The organism is Exiguobacterium sp. BRG2, from assembly GCF_031844245.1.
Classification (GTDB): domain Bacteria; phylum Bacillota; class Bacilli; order Exiguobacteriales; family Exiguobacteriaceae; genus Exiguobacterium_A.
The window spans coordinates 14889-32821 of the sequence record NZ_JAUZUW010000014.1 but is presented as its reverse complement, the minus strand read 5'-3'; the positions used below and the strand labels follow the sequence as shown (position 1 = coordinate 32821).

General features: G+C 48.7%; 15 protein-coding genes. 12 read left to right on the top strand and 3 right to left on the bottom strand.

Translation table 11 applies throughout. The features are described 5' to 3' along the window. The first annotated feature begins 52 nt into the window (after nucleotides 1–52). Together Q9R23_RS14660 and Q9R23_RS14655 are read left to right on the top strand one after the other, a co-directional pair. Nucleotides 53–907 carry a MurR/RpiR family transcriptional regulator gene (locus Q9R23_RS14660; protein WP_050678993.1) on the top strand — a complete coding sequence of 285 codons (855 nt, stop codon included), beginning with the start codon at nucleotides 53–55 and terminating at the stop codon, nucleotides 905–907. Between the two features lie 13 nt (nucleotides 908–920). Then, nucleotides 921–2096, top strand: coding sequence for a M20 metallopeptidase family protein (locus tag Q9R23_RS14655; RefSeq protein ID WP_311247365.1), 1176 nt, complete (start codon nucleotides 921–923; stop codon nucleotides 2094–2096). Between the two features lie 55 nt (nucleotides 2097–2151). Here Q9R23_RS14655 and Q9R23_RS14650 read toward each other — a convergent pair whose 3' ends face one another. Continuing rightward, nucleotides 2152–2346, bottom strand: a complete 195-nt coding sequence (locus tag Q9R23_RS14650; protein WP_290754208.1) for a YwbE family protein — start codon at nucleotides 2344–2346, stop codon at nucleotides 2152–2154. 196 nt (nucleotides 2347–2542) lie between these two features. Between Q9R23_RS14650 and Q9R23_RS14645 the strand changes: the two genes are divergently transcribed. The 3 genes from Q9R23_RS14645 (at nucleotide 2543) to glsA (ending at nucleotide 7043) form a co-directional block, all read left to right on the top strand. Next, on the top strand, nucleotides 2543–3400 hold the full coding sequence (locus Q9R23_RS14645) for a DnaJ C-terminal domain-containing protein (protein ID WP_035412324.1): 858 nt from the start codon (nucleotides 2543–2545) through the stop codon (nucleotides 3398–3400). Nucleotides 3401–3406: 6 nt separating this feature from the next. After that, a complete protein-coding gene (clpB, locus tag Q9R23_RS14640; protein WP_290784100.1) occupies nucleotides 3407–5983 on the top strand; it encodes an ATP-dependent chaperone ClpB in 2577 nt (858 codons plus the stop codon). 127 nt (nucleotides 5984–6110) lie between these two features. Further along, nucleotides 6111–7043 (top strand): glutaminase A, encoded by a 933-nt coding sequence (gene glsA, locus Q9R23_RS14635; RefSeq protein ID WP_311247364.1) that lies wholly within the window; start codon nucleotides 6111–6113, stop codon nucleotides 7041–7043. Here the strand turns inward: glsA and Q9R23_RS14630 are convergent. Further along, on the bottom strand, nucleotides 7034–7822 hold the full coding sequence (locus tag Q9R23_RS14630) for a CHAD domain-containing protein (RefSeq protein WP_214856372.1): 789 nt from the start codon (nucleotides 7820–7822) through the stop codon (nucleotides 7034–7036). The two genes, glsA and Q9R23_RS14630, sit on opposite strands and share 10 nt — an antisense overlap. Before the next feature lie 92 nt (nucleotides 7823–7914). Here Q9R23_RS14630 and Q9R23_RS14625 point away from each other — a divergent pair, with 92 nt between their 5' ends. The 5 genes from Q9R23_RS14625 (at nucleotide 7915) to Q9R23_RS14605 (ending at nucleotide 15357) form a co-directional block, all read left to right on the top strand. Further along, nucleotides 7915–9270, top strand: a complete 1356-nt coding sequence (locus Q9R23_RS14625) for an MATE family efflux transporter (RefSeq protein ID WP_290784104.1) — start codon at nucleotides 7915–7917, stop codon at nucleotides 9268–9270. Continuing rightward, nucleotides 9267–11825, top strand: a complete 2559-nt coding sequence (gene mprF, locus Q9R23_RS14620) for a bifunctional lysylphosphatidylglycerol flippase/synthetase MprF (protein WP_290784106.1) — start codon at nucleotides 9267–9269, stop codon at nucleotides 11823–11825. The genes Q9R23_RS14625 and mprF overlap by 4 nt, the downstream gene beginning before the upstream one ends. Nucleotides 11826–12008: 183 nt before the next feature. Next, nucleotides 12009–13166: an N-acetylglucosamine-6-phosphate deacetylase gene (nagA, locus tag Q9R23_RS14615; RefSeq protein ID WP_290784108.1), complete on the top strand. Its 1158-nt coding sequence runs from the start codon at nucleotides 12009–12011 to the stop codon at nucleotides 13164–13166. After that, entirely contained in the window at nucleotides 13163–13924 is a 762-nt protein-coding gene (gene nagB, locus Q9R23_RS14610) for a glucosamine-6-phosphate deaminase (RefSeq protein WP_290784110.1), read from the top strand. The genes nagA and nagB overlap by 4 nt, the downstream gene beginning before the upstream one ends. Nucleotides 13925–14247: 323 nt before the next feature. After that, the gene (locus Q9R23_RS14605; protein ID WP_311247363.1) at nucleotides 14248–15357 is read left to right on the top strand and encodes an LCP family protein; all 1110 of its coding nucleotides are present in this window, start codon (nucleotides 14248–14250) and stop codon (nucleotides 15355–15357) included. Nucleotides 15358–15412: 55 nt separating this feature from the next. On the opposite strand, the gene phnF is transcribed toward Q9R23_RS14605, so the two are convergent. Continuing rightward, complete coding sequence (gene phnF / locus Q9R23_RS14600) at nucleotides 15413–16147, bottom strand: phosphonate metabolism transcriptional regulator PhnF (protein ID WP_081780439.1); 735 nt, start codon at nucleotides 16145–16147, stop codon at nucleotides 15413–15415. Between the two features lie 128 nt (nucleotides 16148–16275). Between phnF and Q9R23_RS14595 the strand changes: the two genes are divergently transcribed. Further along, entirely contained in the window at nucleotides 16276–17424 is a 1149-nt protein-coding gene (locus Q9R23_RS14595; RefSeq protein ID WP_311247362.1) for an alanyl-tRNA editing protein, read from the top strand. Then, nucleotides 17421–17849, top strand: a complete 429-nt coding sequence (locus Q9R23_RS14590) for a GNAT family N-acetyltransferase (protein WP_056063443.1) — start codon at nucleotides 17421–17423, stop codon at nucleotides 17847–17849. Before Q9R23_RS14595 ends, Q9R23_RS14590 begins: the two co-directional genes overlap by 4 nt. Nucleotides 17850–17933 lie beyond the last annotated feature (84 nt).

Genomic DNA, 17933 nt, shown 5'->3' with positions numbered 1-17933 from the left:
GTAAGTGATGAAACGTCAGTTCTTTTAAGAAGAGGATAAAGGAGAGATGTAGATGAAAGGCGGTATCTATTCACAAATCGGTGCAGTTCGAGAGGAACTACCATCGTCCTCACGAAAAGTCGCAGACTATGTCTTGACGCATATGAACCAAATTGCGCGCATGACGATCCACCAACTTGCAGAAGAATCAGATACAAGTGCCGCTGCAGTCGTCCGCTTCTGTCGCGCGCTTGGATTAAAAGGATACCCGGAGTTGCGGATGCGCATTTCTGCCGATACAGCACGGACGGATTTAAAAGGGTATCACGATATCGAAAAGGATGAACGTCCCGTCGACTTGATTGAAAAAACGCTTAGTAACAGTATTCAAGCGTTACAGGATACTGCGAAGCAGTTGAATGATGAACGGATTGCGGATGCGATTGATGTGATTGATCAGGCGCGTGCGATTTATTTTTATGGGATTGGGGCATCCCATGTCGTAGCCGAAGACGCTGCTCAAAAATGGACGCGTGTCGGGAAACTAGCGATTCAAGAAACGGACCAGCATCTACTTGCGACGATCTTAGCGAATGCACGTAAAGAAGATGTCTTCTTTGCGATTTCTTACAGCGGAGAAACAGAAGAGGTCGTCGAATTGATCCGTTTGGCGAAAATCCAAGGGCTGAAGGTCATCAGTCTGACACGTTTCGGGGACAACCGGATCAGCCAACTAGCGGATATCGCGCTTTGGACATCACGCGCTCCGGAAGCACCGCTTCGTAGTGCGGCGCTCAGTTCGCGTCTCGCCCAACTATTTGCGATCGATGTCTTGTTCTTATCGTATGCTGCGGGACACTATGAAGATACACTCGAACGTCTCCAATACACGCGGGAGAGCGTTAAGACACTACATCAAAAGAAATAAGGGGGATACATATATGTCAGAACGAACTGCCGGACTAGACGCGTTGTATCCAGAAATGGTCGAGCGCCGTCGCTATTTACATCAGCACCCAGAGTTGTCGTTTCACGAAGTCGAGACCCCGCGTTATATCGCGCAACATTTAAAAACGCTCGGAATCGAAGTCAAGACAGGAGTGGGTGGACGTGGTGTCGTCGGGTACATTCGTGGAGGAAAACCGGGGAAGACCGTCGCGTTACGTGCCGACTTCGATGCTTTGCCGATTGCTGACGGAAAAGAGGTCGCGTATCGATCGACAGTTCCGGGCGTGATGCATGCGTGCGGTCATGACGGTCATACGGCGACGTTGCTTGCCGTCGCAAAGACGCTCATGCAACAGCGGGAATCATTACCGGGGAACGTCGTCTTGATTCATCAACATGCGGAGGAAGTCGTTCCGGGCGGTGCACGCGATATGATTGCGGACGGTTGTCTCGAAGGAGTCGATGTCATCTTCGGAACGCATCTTTGGTCAACGATCGATTTAGGACACGTCGGTGTTCGGACTGGTCCGATCATGGCGGCGGCTGATAAGTTCGAGCTGATCTTATATGGAAAAGGCGGACACGGTGCGAAGCCACACGAGACGATTGATGCTGTCTTACTCGGGGCAACGATCGTCAAGGAATTACAATCGATCGTCAGTCGTCAACTTAATCCGCTAGAGCCGGCAGTCGTGACCATCGGAACGTTGCATGCGGGGAATACGTTTAATGTCATCGCAGATCAAGCGACATTAACAGGAACGGTCCGAACGTTTAATGAAGCGACAGCGGACGAAATCATTGAGCGGATGGAGCAGACGATCAAAGGAATCTGTCAGGCGGTCGGAGCGACGTATCAATTTACATACGAAAAAGGGTATCCAGCTGTCGTCAACCATACGGTACCCACCGTATTGATCGAATCCGTCGCACGAGAAATCTTAGGAGACAAGCATGTATTTGAAATTGAACCGACGATGGGCGGGGAGGACTTCGCGTATTATCTGCAACACGTACCCGGTGCGTTCTTCTTTACAGGAGCCGGGGACGCTTCGTATCCACCGCATCATCATCCCCAGTTTGATTTTAAGGAGCCAGCGATGCTTGACGCAGCGCGTATTCTGGTCGAAGCAACGTGGCGGTATTTAGAACAAACTGCTGAAGTATGAAAAAATCGCTCGTCTTGACTCCGAAAAGGAATCAGGGCGAGCGATTATTGTCTTTTTAACTTAAAATTTCTTGAACACGACCAACTTGTCCGTCTTCTAAGCGCACTTTGATCCCGTGCGGATGCTGCGGTGATTTCGTGAGAAGGTCTTTAACGATTCCTTCTGTTCGTTTACCTGTTCGTTGATCTTGTTTCAACACGATGCTGACTTTAAGACCAGGTGTGATATTTTTACGTGTTTTACCATCCATCTGTAGATCCTCCCATCGTTCATTTCCTGTTTGGCTATCAGTATAACATGGTTCAGCCGGTGAAACTTGTTTGTCGCAAGGACGTAAAGTGAAAAGAGAACAGAATGTCAGAAAAAAAGTTTGACTATATTTGACCAATTAAGATGTGACTTTTATAATTAAGGTAATGAAGTATAGGAAAAGGAAGTGAACTCGAATGGCAAAAGACTATTATCAAACACTCGGTGTCGCAAAGGATGCATCGAATCAAGATATCAAGCGCGCGTACCGCAAACTGGCGAAGCAATATCACCCAGACGTCAACAAGGAGGCGAGTGCAGACCAGCGCTTCAAGGATATCCAAGAAGCCTTCGATGTGCTTGGGGATGAGGAGAAACGAGCACAGTACGATCGATACGGCAGTAACTTCGACCGGATGGCAGGTGCTGGAGCTGGGGGCGCTGGAGATTATGAAGATCTGTTCCGACAGTTCGGAGGTGGTGGACGGACACGACCTGGACAATCGTTCGGATTTGAGGACATGTTCGGTTCGTTCTTTAGTCAGGAAGAAGTGTCGACCGATGAAGAGCTTGAATTGACGGTTCCACTCAGTCATCTCAGTACGAATGAAAAAGTCACGGTGCGTCTTGCGACCGGTTCGATTCAGTTGACGCTACCGAAAGATGTCTATGACGGCAAAAAAGTCCGCTTACGTGGAAAAAGTTCGATGCGTAACCGACAAGGTGTCGCGGGAGATGTTTACGTGACGATTCACCTGAAGGATGACGATCAGTTCCGACGGGTCGACCAAGACGTCATCTCGACCGTCCGCGTTCATCCGACGACACTTGTACTTGGAGGAGAAGTCGTCGCAGATACACTTGAAGGAAAACGAATTAAACTGAAAGTCAAACCGGGCACAAAACCAGGAGCACGACTTCGGATTCCAAATCGTGGTCTGAGTCAAGCGAATGGTCATCGTGGGGCATTACTCGTCCAACTCGAAGTCAAGTTACCTGAGATGGACCGCGCCTTTTATGAAGAGTGGGAACGTCAACTTGCAGTGAAGGAGTGATCAAGGATGGATTTTGAACGTTTAACGGATCGGGCACATGAGGGAATCGTCTCTGCCCAAGCGATTGCGAAACAACGTCGTCATAGTGAAATCACAGAGTGGCATTTGTTACTTGCCTTACTTGCTCAAGAAGAGGGAATTGCACGGGTCATTTTTGAAAAGTTGAATCAACGGATTGAGACATTGAATGCAGCGATTGACGAAGCGATTGGTAAGCTTCCGGCTCTGTCCCAGGCGACGACGCCACGGATCGGGGGCTCGTTGCTGAACGTGTTGACGGAAGCAGAAACGGAAGCGCGACTCATGCAGGATGACTACGTCTCCGTTGAGCACTTATTATTAGCCCTGATCAAACAATCAAGTCCAGCAGCTCAATATTTACGTCGTCAAGGCATTACGGAAGAGACACTTCGGGAAGCGATCGTCAGTATGCGAGGCAATCGCAAGGTCACGACGAAAAATCCCGAAGAGACGTTTGATGTGCTGAAAAAATATGGACGCGATCTCGTAGCGGACTTCCGGTCCGGGAAAACGGATCCAGTCATCGGTCGTGACGATGAAATTCGACGTGTCATCCGGATTTTAAGTCGGAAGACTAAAAATAATCCCGTCTTAATCGGAGAACCTGGTGTCGGGAAAACGGCAATCGTTGAAGGACTCGCGCAACGGATCGTCCGAGGAGATGTACCCGAGAGTCTCAAAAACAAGCAGTTGTTCAGTTTAGACATGAGTGCGCTCGTCGCTGGTGCAAAATACCGTGGTGAGTTCGAAGAGCGCCTGCAGGCGGTCTTGAATGAAGTCAAGGAAGCCGAAGGACAGATTCTCTTATTCATCGATGAGCTGCATACGATCGTTGGTGCCGGAAAGACGGACGGCGCAATGGATGCCGGAAACATGCTCAAGCCGATGCTTGCGCGAGGAGAATTGCACTGTATCGGTGCGACGACGCTTGACGAGTACCGGAAGTATATCGAAAAGGACCCAGCGCTCGAACGTCGCTTCCAACAAGTCCTCGTCGCGGAACCGGATGTCGAGGATACGATCTCCATTCTGCGTGGATTAAAGGAACGGTTCGAGATTCACCACGGTGTGCGGATTCATGACAATGCACTCGTCGCGGCGGCGATGTTATCCGATCGGTATATTACGGATCGGTTCATGCCAGATAAAGCGATTGATCTCGTCGATGAAGCATGTGCGATGATTCGGACGGATATGGAGTCGATGCCGGCTGAACTCGATTCCCTCGTCCGCCGGGTCATGCAGCTCGAGATCGAGGAAGCAGCATTAAAGAAAGAGACGGATGAAGCATCCCGGAAACGACTTGCCGTCTTACAGCAAGAACTCAGTTCTGCCCGAGAAGATGAGAGTGCGCTTCGGACAAGATGGGAACGGGAAAAAGAGAGTTCGCAAAGTGTCCAACAGTTACGCGCGGATCTTGAGAAAGCGAAACTGGCGTTACAAGAAGCCGAGGGGCGCTATGACTTAAACCGGGCATCAGAAATCAAGTACGGTCAAATTCCAGACCTTGAAGCGCGTCTGAAAGTCGCGGAAGAATCATCTGAACACGTCTCCCACGAACTGGTTCGGGAAGCGGTGACGGAAGAAGAAATCTCCGACATCGTCTCGAAATGGACCGGCATTCCAGTGACGCGGCTTGCGCAGGGCGAACGGGAAAAGCTACTCTATCTCGAGGATACGCTTCATGAGCGTGTCTTCGGTCAAGACGAAGCGGTTCGTCTCGTCGCGGATGCTGTCATTCGAGCGCGAGCAGGTATCAAGGATCCGAATCGTCCGATCGGCTCGTTCTTGTTCCTCGGTCCGACAGGAGTCGGGAAGACAGAACTTGCAAAAGCCTTGGCGGCAGCGATGTTTGATAGTGAAGATCATATCGTCCGCATCGATATGTCGGAGTATATGGAAAAACACAATGTCTCCCGTCTCGTCGGTGCGCCTCCAGGATACGTTGGTTATGAAGAAGGCGGTCAATTGACGGAAGCCGTCCGACGGAGCCCGTATTCGGTTCTTCTATTCGATGAGATCGAAAAAGCGCACGGGGATGTCTTCAATATCTTGCTTCAGTTGCTCGACGATGGTCGGTTAACAGATGCGCAAGGACGTGTCGTCGACTTCAAGAACACGATCGTCATCATGACATCAAACATCGGTGCGCCCATCTTGCTTGAAGCAGCAAAAGATGGTGTCATCGATGCGGCGGAAGAAGAAGCCGTTCGCCAAGAACTGAAGCGTCACTTCCGACCGGAATTTTTAAACCGGATTGATGATACGATTTTGTTCCATCCACTCCACCGGACAGAGATCGAACGAATCATCGACAAAGCGGTCGAGAAGATGACTTCTCGCTTGTCTGGACGCGGCATTACGATTAATGTCACGGATGCTGCGAAGACGCTGATCTTTGAAGAAGCATTCGAACCGCAATACGGTGCGCGTCCAATCAACCGTTATATGCAACGGACGATTGAGACGAAGCTTGCCCGAGCTTTGATCAGTGGGGCGATTCAAGATGGTTCCCAGATTGCGATCGATGTAGAAGACGGTGAACTAGTCGTAAACGGATAAAGCAGATGCTAGAAAAAGGAGTCGACTCGGCTGAAACGAGTCGACTCCTTTTAGCGTTTACGGAAGAACCATATCCGCATCCACCAGATGCGTGATAAGCTAGAAAAAAAGAGAAAGAGGGAACGCCATGAATGTTACACAAGCCCAACTTGAGGAGTTGATTGAGGAGTGTCGTCCGTATACGGTGCTTGGACAAGTCGCAAGTTACATCCCAGAGCTTGCGAAAGTTGATCCGACCCAACTTGGTATCGCTGTCTGTAATGCCGACGGGACGTTCGTTTCGGCAGGTGATGCGGACACGATGTTTACATTACAGAGTGTGTCGAAGATCATTACACTGGCATTCGTCCTCGAGACATTCGGAGAAGATTATGTCTTTTCGAAAGTTGGGATGGAACCGACGGGTGATGCGTTCAATTCGATTGCGAAACTTGAAGAGACGATTCCGTCAAAACCGCTCAATCCAATGATCAATGCAGGAGCACTAGCAGTGACTAGCATGTTGCCGGGAACGGATGCTGCGGATAAATTACTGCAATTGCGTCAATTCATCGCAAAACTATTGGATATTAAAGTAGAAATGGTAAAATATGACGCAGATGTCGCTGAATCAGAATTCGAAACGACAGATTTGAACCGAGCGTTGCTCTACTTCATGCGCTATCACGGCGTCATCGAAGGCAACGTTGAAGAGATCATCGACGTCTACACGAAACAATGTGCGATTTTGACGAACTGTAAAGGACTTGCCATGATGGGGAAAATTTTAAGTACATCTGGAAAAACGCCATCCGGACGTCAAGTCATCTCGCGTCGTAACGCACGAATCATCCGGGCCATCATGACGACATGTGGCATGTATGATGCATCTGGGGAATTTTCTGTCCAAGTCGGACTTCCCGGAAAAAGTGGTGTCTCCGGTGCGATCGTTGCCTGTGGTAGAAGTGATTTCGATATGGCCGATCTCGGAATCGGTGTGTTTGGTCCTTCCCTTGACGCGAAAGGCAATTCGATTGCAGGAACAAAGATGCTTGAACTACTTGTTCAACGTCACCCGTGAGCGATCTCGACTTGATCGAGTGCGTTACGCAGTTCATCCTCTAAACGTTTGATCTGATGCAAGCGCTCTGCTTGATAAGCAGTAGGAACCTCGAATGACCGCCATCTTTCCAGTCGCTGATACGTGTCATTGATATGTCCGAGTTGCGTCTGGGTTGTTTTTAGACGATCGACAGCGGACTTCGGTTGATTCGTATAGGGACGCAAGTACTCGACCGTATAGCGGTACGCTTTCGTCGCAAGACGCAACTCATGCATCCGTTCGATACGTTTTGGACTATCCTTTCGTTGTACTTTTTCAAATTGTTCACGTTTTTTCTCATAGCGTTTCTCCGCGGCATGAATCAGTTCTTTTTCTGACATCCGCTTGAGGCGTTTTGTCATCGGACTCGCTAAAAATCGACGGACGGATCGATCCAGTTCATTTGAGATCAAGAGATGCATCGTCTCAATCAAGGTCGAACGTTTTCCTTGGAGTTGTAAAGCCACATGGTTTGCGAACAATTGGTCGATTTCTGTTTTTTTTGAAGTCGCTTCGAGCTGTACGTCGAGATCGCGCACTTCACCGAAGGCGTGCATCAGACGCTTCCAAATCAAATAGACGGGTTCTTCCGTCAACTCGACCAATCGAGCGAACGTGATCAGTTTCCGCAAGCGAATTCGGGCTTGATGGATATCTTCCGGATTTTCAAACGTTTGTGATTCTTTGGCATAATGATTGAAGGTAGACCAGGTCTCGAGTAGTTCAAAAGTCAGCTTTTCAGTATCACGATGGTTCATGAGATGAATCCCTCCTTGGATTGATTTCGTAAGAGTTCAAGAATGATGCGTTTTAAAATTAAGGAGGACTCCTCCTGAAATGTGGTGGAAACATGTTAGAAACAGTTACGTTCTCAGGAAAGATGAAGCAATTCATGAAAATCTTCTTTCCAATTCTCGTAACGCAAGTCGCGTTTTATTTAATCAGTTTTTTTGATACGGTCATGGCCGGTCGATATGGCTCTGCTGATTTAGCTGGAGTCGGTGTCGGAGCAAGTCTATGGGCACCTATTTACACAGGGTTGACTGGTATTCTACTTGCCGTCGCGCCGCTCGTTTCCCAAGCGATGGGAGCGAAACGCGAGCGGGAAGTCAAACGGATCGTCATGCAGGCGTTGTACGTCGCTGTCGCAATCATCGGTTTGACAGTCGTCATCGGACTTCTCGCTGTCAATCCGATTCTCGAGCGGATGGAGTTATCGGTAGAAGCGCGCGAAGTCGCACGGAACTATCTCTTGATGCTAGCGCTCGGCATCGTGCCGATGTTCGTTTTCTTCGTCTTACGAACACTCATCGATTCATTAGGAAAATCGAACATTACGATGGTCTTACTACTAATCTCTTTACCCATTAACGTCCTTTTCAATTATCTATTCATTTTCGGAAACTTCGGTTTTCCGGAACTCGGTGGTGTCGGTGCGGGAGTTGCGACTGCCATCACGTACTGGATTCTTTGTCTAGCAATCATCGCTGTCGTCATGAAAGGAGAGCTGTTCCAGCGTCTTGGTGTTCTCCGACGTTTTTACCGTCCGGACATGAAGCGGATCAAGGAATTGATTCTACTCGGTGCTCCGATCGGTCTCGCGATTTTTTCAGAAGTCAGTATTTTTTCAGCCGTCACCTTGTTGCTTGGAGCGTATGGCGACGTCATCATCGGTGCCTATCAGGCTGCCATCAACTTCGCCTCGTTCGTCTATATGATTCCGTTGTCCGCTGCGTCCGCATTGACAATCACAGTCGGTTTCGAGGTCGGTGCTAAACGGATCAAGGATGCGGTTCAGTATGTTGGCATCGGATTGACGATGTGTGTTGCGGTTTCCGTGTTTTCCGGTATCCTGTTGTACTTAAAGAATGAAGAACTTGCAGCGTTATATAGTCGAGACCCAAAAGTCATCGAAGCAGCTGCACACTTTATGATTCTCGCGATTTTCTTCCAATTGTCAGATGCCGTCGCTGCACCAACGCAAGGTGCACTACGTGGGTTCAAGGACGTCAACGTCACCTTCTTATTGACGATCGTAGCCTACTGGGTCATTGGACTACCATTAGGTTTTTATCTTGAACGCTACACAGCACTTGGACCAGATGGATACTGGTGGGGGTTGATCATCGGTCTTGCGGTCGGAGCGACACTATTGCTTGTTCGTCTTATGTACTTAATCCGTAAATCAAGGAGGCTGGCATCTTGAAATTCTCAAAACAACGGCTCATGACGATTGCGAAGATCATCTTGCCGATCGTCTTGATCGGATTCATTTTTTATCAAGGACAAAATGAATTACGCAGTTTGTCTTTAAAGGAATCGATTCAAGCGATCCGCCAAGTACCATCTTGGCAGTTCATCCTGTTGATTCTCGCAGGTCTCATGGCAGTCTCGACGATGTTCTTTTATGACTTCTTTTTGTTGCGCTCGCTAGAAGCAAAAGCACCAGTCGGACTAATTTTCCGAGCGTCCTGGATTGCGAACTCCTTTAATGGCATCATCGGTTTCGGAGGTCTCGCAGGGATGGCCATCCGGTCCGCCCTGTATCGACCATTCGTTGAAGGCGGACGCCTGTTGAAAGCGATCGGTTGGATGGCGCCGACATTGATTAGCGGTTTGTCAATCTTATCGACATTATCCCTCTTGCACATCTTCCCAGCGTTTGAAGTGCTTGAAATGAAGAAATGGTTATGGCCTGTCATCATCGGTGTTGCCTTATTCTTCCCGCTCTATCTATTGTTCTCGTTTCGACGTGGGAACAGCAGCATTCATCCGAAATCGATTGCCCTATACTCTGTCGTATCGTTGGCGGAGTGGTTCAGTGCCGGTGTCGTCGTTTATCTCATTTTGGCGGCACTCGGAACGGATGTCAGTTTTGCGAAAGTCATCGGGGTCTTCATCATCGCTGCGACAGCCGGATTGATTTCGATGGTACCCGGCGGATTCGGTTCGTTCGACTTAGTCTTTTTGATCGGTATGCAACGTGCCGGAGTTGAAGAAGGTATCGTCTTGACGGGATTATTGATTTACCGTCTCGTCTACTACTTGATTCCATTCTTGATCGGTGTCGTCTTCTCGGCTCGAGAGTTCAGCGGTCCAGTCGTCAAGATGATTGAAGATAAACCAATCGTTGGTCCGTCGGTGGAGGTCGGGGGTGTCATTTGGCGTCTGCAATTGCGATTCCTCAGTAAAATTCGTCACTTCACTTTAGCGTTGATCACGCTTGTCGCGGGTATCACGATTTGGGGACTGGCGATTTTACCGCCCGTCTCCACGCAGTATGAGTATCTGGAATCGAAATTGCCCCACGAAGCGTTGTTGCTCGCGAACAGCTTCTTCTTGATGGGCGGACTATTATTCGTCCTCTTATCAACGGCGCTCTATCGTCGAACGAAGCGTTCTTTATATATGATGTACGGCGCATCGTTCTTCGCCTTGGTCGGGATGGCACTTCGTGGATTTAACCTGATTTCGTTCCTTGCCGTCGTGGTCGTCCTTGCGTTGTTATTGATGTCTCGTAACGCGTTTCACCGGGAGCGGACATTGATTACGACGTCGCGTTTCATCCGGGTCGCGTTCGTTGGTCTGTTGTACATTGGCGGGTTCGTCTTTTTCGGATACGCTTTTTATGCACTCGGGTCGGCAGATGGAACAGAAGTGTATCCGTCGCATGAGATTTTCATGTTTGCCGCGAGTTCATCCATCTTTGCGCTCGTGTATGGATTAGTTTTCATACGCTTGTTCAACACCTTTAATCAACCGGTGCTCGGTGAGCGATTCGATGCTGAAAAGATCGAGTCGGTATTGCGTGAGCAGGGTGGGAATTATTTGAGCCATTTGGCGTTTCTCGGCGATAAACGTTTCTTCTTTTCCGAAACAGGTCGTTCGTTCATCCAGTTCAGTCAGACCGGTAATCGGATCATGATGCTCGGTGATCCAAGTGGAGATCCAAAGGAGCATTCACAAGTCATTGCCTCGTTTCTGCGCCGCGTCGAAGATCTCGGATACATTCCGAACATCTATCAGATTCAAGCGCAAAACATGTCGTTGTATCATGATTTCGGCTTCAACTTCTTTAAGCTGGGTGAAGAGGCGATCGTCGATATTCCGTCTTTCACCGTATCAGGAAAAAAACGGGCTGGACTTCGCTCGATTAAAAATCGCTTTGAACGAGAAGGAATGACGTTTGAAGTGGTCGAGCCACCTTTTTCGGATGCATTATTAGCAGAACTGCAAGAGGTCTCGGATGAATGGTTAGGTGGTAAGTCTGAAAAAGGATTCTCACTCGGTTACTTCCACAAGCCCTACTTAAACCGGGCACCAATCGGAATTATGCGTGAAGCGGAAGGGCGTTTGATCGGATTCATGACATTCATGCCTGCTTACCAAGATGGGGTTTTGTCGATTGACTTGATGCGTTTTCGACCAGATGGACCGAACGGGATCATGGATGCGATGTTCATCCGACTGTTCGAGTATGCGAAAGATGAAGGATACCGGACATTCAACATGGGAATGGCGCCGCTCTCGTCCGTCGGTGAGGACGAGACGTCCTTCTGGCAAGAACGTGTGGCAGCGGATGTCTTCAATAATATTCGCTACATGTATAGTTTCACGGGTCTACGACGATACAAAGAAAAGTACGATCCAAAGTGGGAAGGACGTTACCTGGCTTACCGGAAGCGGCAATCGTTACCGATGGCGATCCTAAAAGCGACGCGTCTGATCTCTCGAAAAAAAGACCGGATTTTATTACCATGATCGACTGACGCATGAAGACGACAGTCGACGGGTATAAAAAGGGCGACCCTTTGTCTGTGGACAAACGGGATCGTCCTTTTTAAAATTTATCGAAATGTACAAAGGTCTATACAACTAGAATTAATAGCGTTATACTAAATACGGAAGCAAGTCATGGAACGGACAGAGAAAGGATGACGGCAGATGACAGTAATCATCAATGCCCGGATTTATACGGGAGAACAGACGATCGAGGATGGGTTCATTCGTTACGGTCGAACGATCGAGGCGATTGGTTTGATGTCGGAATTTAAAAAGATCGCAGGAGAAGAGACGATCGATGCGCATCATCAATCGCTCATCCCTGGAATGATCGATGTACACATTCATGGAGGATATGATGTCGATGTCATGGATGGGGATGCGAATAGTCTTCGTGACTTTAGTCGTCAGATGTTACAAGAAGGCGTGACATCCTTCTTAGCGACGACGATCACCCAAGATTGGGCAAACATCACACGAGCGCTCGAGACGGTGCGAACAGTCGTTGAGGAAGAGGACACGACGATTGTCGGTGTTCATCTCGAAGGGCCGTTCATCAACCCGGATTATGCGGGTGCGCAACCGCACGAACATATCGTTGAACCGGATGTCGAACAGTTCCTGAAATGGCAAGAAGCAGCTGGCAATACGATCAAACTCGTGACCTATGCCCCAGAACGCCCGGGAGCGCGTGCGTTCGAAGAGGCAGTGCGCTTGACGGGTGCAATTCCGTCTGCCGGACATACGGACGCGACGTATGCCCAAAACCAAGCGGGTCATGTCACGCATGGTACCCATCTTTACAATCAAATGCGCGCACTGCATCACCGGGAGCCGGGAACGGTCGGGTACTGTCTCCTGACGCCGGAAGTCTATGCCGAAATCATTCCGGACGGGATTCATAGTGCACCGGAAATGGTCGACTTCGCCTACCGGATGAAGGGCGCTGATCGATTGATCGTCATCACGGATGCGATGCGCGCGAAAGGGTTAGCAGAGGGTGAATATGAGTTAGGGGGGCAGGCTGTATTCGTTCGAGACGGTGCGGCACGCCTTGAGAACGGCAGTTTAGCCGGAAGTGTCCTGACGATGGACGCTGCTTTACGAAACATCATCGCCTTTACAGGGTGTACACTCGAAGAAGCCGTCCGCATGACATCGGTCAATGCGGCAAGAGAGCTTCAATTGACACAAAAGGGAAGTCTCTCGGTCGGTAAGGATGCGGATATCGTGTTGCTCGACGAGGGATTACGTATTCAAGAAGCGATTCATCGTGGTACGCGATACCGGATCACGAACGGAAAGGAGTCTACCTCATGAAATGGATGATCGTAGAAAAAGGAGAAGAATTAGCACAGGTGGCCTATCAATTTCTGAAACAGGAAATTGAGCGTCATCCGGAAGGGTTGACAGTAGGACTTGCGACAGGCAGTTCACCGGTCGGCGTTTATGAAGAATGGCGGAAGGACTCGCTCGACTGCCGACATGTGACGACGGTCAATCTGGACGAATATGTCGGTCTCAGCCCGGCGCATCCACAAAGTTATCATACGTTCATGCAAGAACACTTGTTTAATGACGTACGCTTCAAGGAATCTTTCGTACCAATCGGGAATACGGAAGATCCGGTTAAAGAAAGTGAACGATATGAAGCGCTCGTCCGGGAGCGGGGGATCGATATCCAATTGCTCGGAATCGGAGCCAATGGACATATCGCTTTCAATGAGCCAGGTACACCGTTCGATGCCAAGACACACGTGACGGAATTGACGGAATCGACACGAGAAGCAAATCAACGTTTCTTTGATCGATTGGAGGAAGTACCGACGAAAGCGATCACAATGGGAATCGGTACGATCATGGAAGCAAAAAAAATCCTTCTTGTCGCTTCAAGCGAACGAAAGGCAGAAGCCGTTCGCGATATGATGGAAGGCATCGCGACGACGGATTGTCCGGCGACCGTACTCAAACGTCATGCCGATGTTATGGTGATCTTGGACGAAGAGGCTGCCTCTTTATTGTCAGATGACGCTAAACGTACAGGGCGGACAGCATATTTGAATTTCATGAAAGTATGACGGAGAAACACGAATGAATCACAAGGTGCAGAAACAATCGATGGATTGGCTCTGCATCTTTTTTGTTATTCCTAAAAGCAGTGAACGAAGCCCGGTATCATGCGATTTTATATTTTGAGGACAGACAGGTGAGAAAATAACGAAAAAGGACATGCCGGAGCATTCATATGGATCAGGCGACGAGTTATGAAGCTTACATTATTTTGGATACAGCTATTCTGTGCCGTTTCTTTAATCGAAACGTAAATTGACATTTCATTAAATGTCCGGATAATGGAGATTAGCGAACTTTACGGAAAATTTACATGAAAATGAGGGTTTACATGATGGAAACGCGATCCGCACGAAAGAGACAGCCAAGTGCTGGCAAGATGTTCATGAAAGTCGTCGCTGCACTCGTCCTGCTCGTCACAATCATCGGTTCTGGTTATGCTGGAGCTGTTTTTATCAAAACGCAAGAAACATTGGCAAAGACGCAGATTAAGATTCCCGGCTCAAAGGTGAGCTCTAAATATGATGATGTTCCGTCTGAATCATTCTTGATTCTCGGAACGGATGAAACGAAAAAAAGCAAGGAACGTCATGAACCAGCTCGTTCAGACGTCATGATCGTCGGAATCTTGAACAAAAAGACGGAGCAATTAGTGTTGACGAGTATCCCACGTGATTCACTCGTGAACATCGATTATTCGAAGTATGATATCCCTTACGGCAAGACAGGTGTTGAGCAAGATAAGATCACGCATGCCCTTTACTTCGGTTCGATGGATAAATCGAATTCCTACAACGGCATTAAATTAGCACGTGAAACGACAGAAAACCTACTCGGCATTCAAATCGATCACGTCATCAAAGTTAATTTCCAAGGATTCGTTCAATTGATTGATGCATTAGATGGTGTAGATATCGATGTACGGTATGCGTTTAAAGAACAAGATTCAAAACGTAAAGCAGGTACCATCACCGTTGATAAAGGAAAGCAACATTTGACGGGGGAACAGGCACTCGCCTATGTCCGGAACCGTCATGATGATCCGCTCGGTGATATCGGTCGCGGACAAAAACAGATGCAAGTCATTCAAGCGGTCGCAAAAGAAGCGGCAAGTTTCCGTTCGCTCAGTGCATACCGTGATATTTTGGATGCCGTTGGTGATAACGTTGAAACGAACTTAGGACCGAATGATTACACACGCTTAGCAGATTTCACTGCAGCACTCCGTGACACAACGGAGTATCAGCTCGCTGGAGAAGGTTATATCGGCATCAGCGGGAAATGGGAATACCACCTCGATCCGAATCAACTGGAGCAAGTGAAGAGCAACTTAGCGAAAGCGATGCAAGGTCAAGAAGTCAAGCCGATCGCAGATGAAACGGACGCTGCACAAGATACGACAGAACAAGCACCAGAGACAGAAACGATCCCTGCGCAGTAATCTATATACGAAAAACCCTCGAACCACCGTACAGCACGGCGGTTCGAGGGTTTTTTCAGCGTTGGCGCTCCATTTCGACAGTGAAGGTATATCGGTCTCCTCGGTAAGCAGAGATGACGTATTCAAACGGTTGTTCCGTCGCGAGATACGTCAGTTGCTCGACGGATAAGACAGGCGAAGCGGTCGACAAGCCAAGGTGACTCGCTTCTTCCTTCGTCGCAAGACGTGATTCAAACGTTTGACTCGCACGTCCGAGGTTTAATCCACTCGCTTCAGCAAATGCATAGAGTGATGCGGTCGCGACGTCTTGATCGAGTCCAGGCAAGAGTTGCTCTGGGATGTAGACGGTCTCAAGAGCAAGCGCTTGCTCATCAGCAATACGTAAGCGTTTCAGTTCATATACCGATGCCCCTTCGCGAATCCGGAGCTTATTCGCGATCGTCATCGAGGCGTCGATGATTTGATAGGAAAGTAGCGCACTCGTCGGTTCTAAGCCTAAGTGCTCCATCTCTTCCGAGAAACTCGTCAATCCAGAAAGTTGCATGACGATTTTTTTGTTCGCGACGAATGTTCCACGTCCTTTTTGACGAATCAAGTAACCGGCGTTGACCAAGTTTGAAATGGCTTGGCGGACCGTCATTCGGCTGATTTGATGCGCTTCCGCAAATTCGCGCTCGGACGGAATCAGATCGCCAGGTTGAAGAACACCGCTTTCGATTTGTTGTTTTAAGGCAGCTTCGATTTGATAGTAGATGGGGAGTGGTGAATTTTTATTGATATGCTGAATCACGGCATTTCGTCCCTTCGCGATCGGTAGTCTTTCGTCTAGTGTACTAGGAAAAAGGCAAGCCGACAAACGGTTCTGGATGAAATATGGCATAATACAGAGTGAAACTGACAGAGAAAGGTGGTCGAGGCATGCGCCCCGAACAAATAGAATCCGATGTCCGAACCTTTCAGACATCCATTCGCGCAACAAAACAAGTAGATGGTTATTGGGTCGCTTTAGAGAAAAGCTACTTCTATCCAGAGAGCGGTGGACAGCCAGCGGATTGTGGAACATTGAACGACCAACCGGTCCTTGACGTTCAAATCGAAGATGGTATTGTCTGGCACCAACTGGCGACGCCGCTCACAGGTGACGTCACCGGGATCGTGGATGACGCAGTCCGAATCGATCATGCGGCGCAGCATACGGCACAACACGTCATCTCTGCGATCCTACAAGATGAATCAAATATCAAGACACTCAGTTTTCGGACAGGGAGTGAGGTCTCGACGCTTGATATCGAGACACCTGAATGGACAGCTGTTCAACAAGAGCAGTTGGATCGACGATTACGACAGGTGATTGAACAAGGATTGCCGATCACGGCGACTGAATATGACGAGGCGGAAACGCTACGCTTACCATTACGAAAAACACCGCAAGTCGAAGGACGGATTCGTGTCGTTCAAATCGGCACACTCGACTACAGTGCTTGTGGTGGAACGCATCTCGATTCGACGGCACAGCTCGAGTTAATTCTTTTTACTGGAGTCGAGCGAATTCGTGGGAACATTCGTCTTTCTTATGTCGCAAAAGAACGGGCACATCAACTTCTACAGGCAGAACGTCATGCCTTGCGGGAAGCAGCACAAGCTTTATCAGTTAAACCAGTTCAAATTCCAGAAGCAATTCAAGCGGTACAAAAAGAACAGAAACGCTTAACGAAACAGGTCGAACACGCCCAGGAACAACTTGCAACATTCACGCTCGCTCAAGCTTTAGAACAACAAGAAGACATTCTGGTATTTGAACATCTGAATGAAGAAATCAAAACGTCCGAGCAACTCGCTAAAGCGATCCAAGAAGCGGGACGCGTCGGCGTCGTCTGGAATGCGACGACAAACAAACTACTGATGAGTAGTCCAGGGGAACCCCATCTTGGGAAGTTCGCTAAAGCGCATGTCCAAGCATTCAATGGACGAGGTGGAGGAAGTGCAGTTCAGGCACAAGCACAATTTACGAATCGGGATGATGCGATGGCATATGTCGATCGACTACGGGAGGAATATCAGTTATGACAGTCATTCAAGTACGTACAGCAGAACAACAACAAGCCGTTCGGATGATCCGGGAGCGTGTCTTTGTCGAGGAACAAGGCGTACCACGTCATCTTGAATACGATACACATGATGAAACAGCGATTCATCTGCTTGTCCTCGATGAACAGAGTCGACCGGTTGCGACGGGTCGCACACGTCCATATGACGACCAACGGATGAAGGTGGAACGTGTGGCGACGCTGTCGACAGCCCGAGGAAAAGGATACGGTGGTGAGTTGATGCAGGCGATGGAACGTATTGCGCGACGTGAAGGAAAACAACTGCTGACACTCGGTGCACAAGTCCAGGCGATCCCGTTCTATCAAGGACTCGGGTATACGATCGTCTCCGATGAATTCGACGATGCGGGCATTCCACACCGGACGATGGAGAAGAAAATGTAAGTTATTTTGAAAGAAATCCTGCAAAAAGGGTTTCTTTTTTTTGTTTTCTATGTATATATATAATTCATAGTGAATTTTTATACA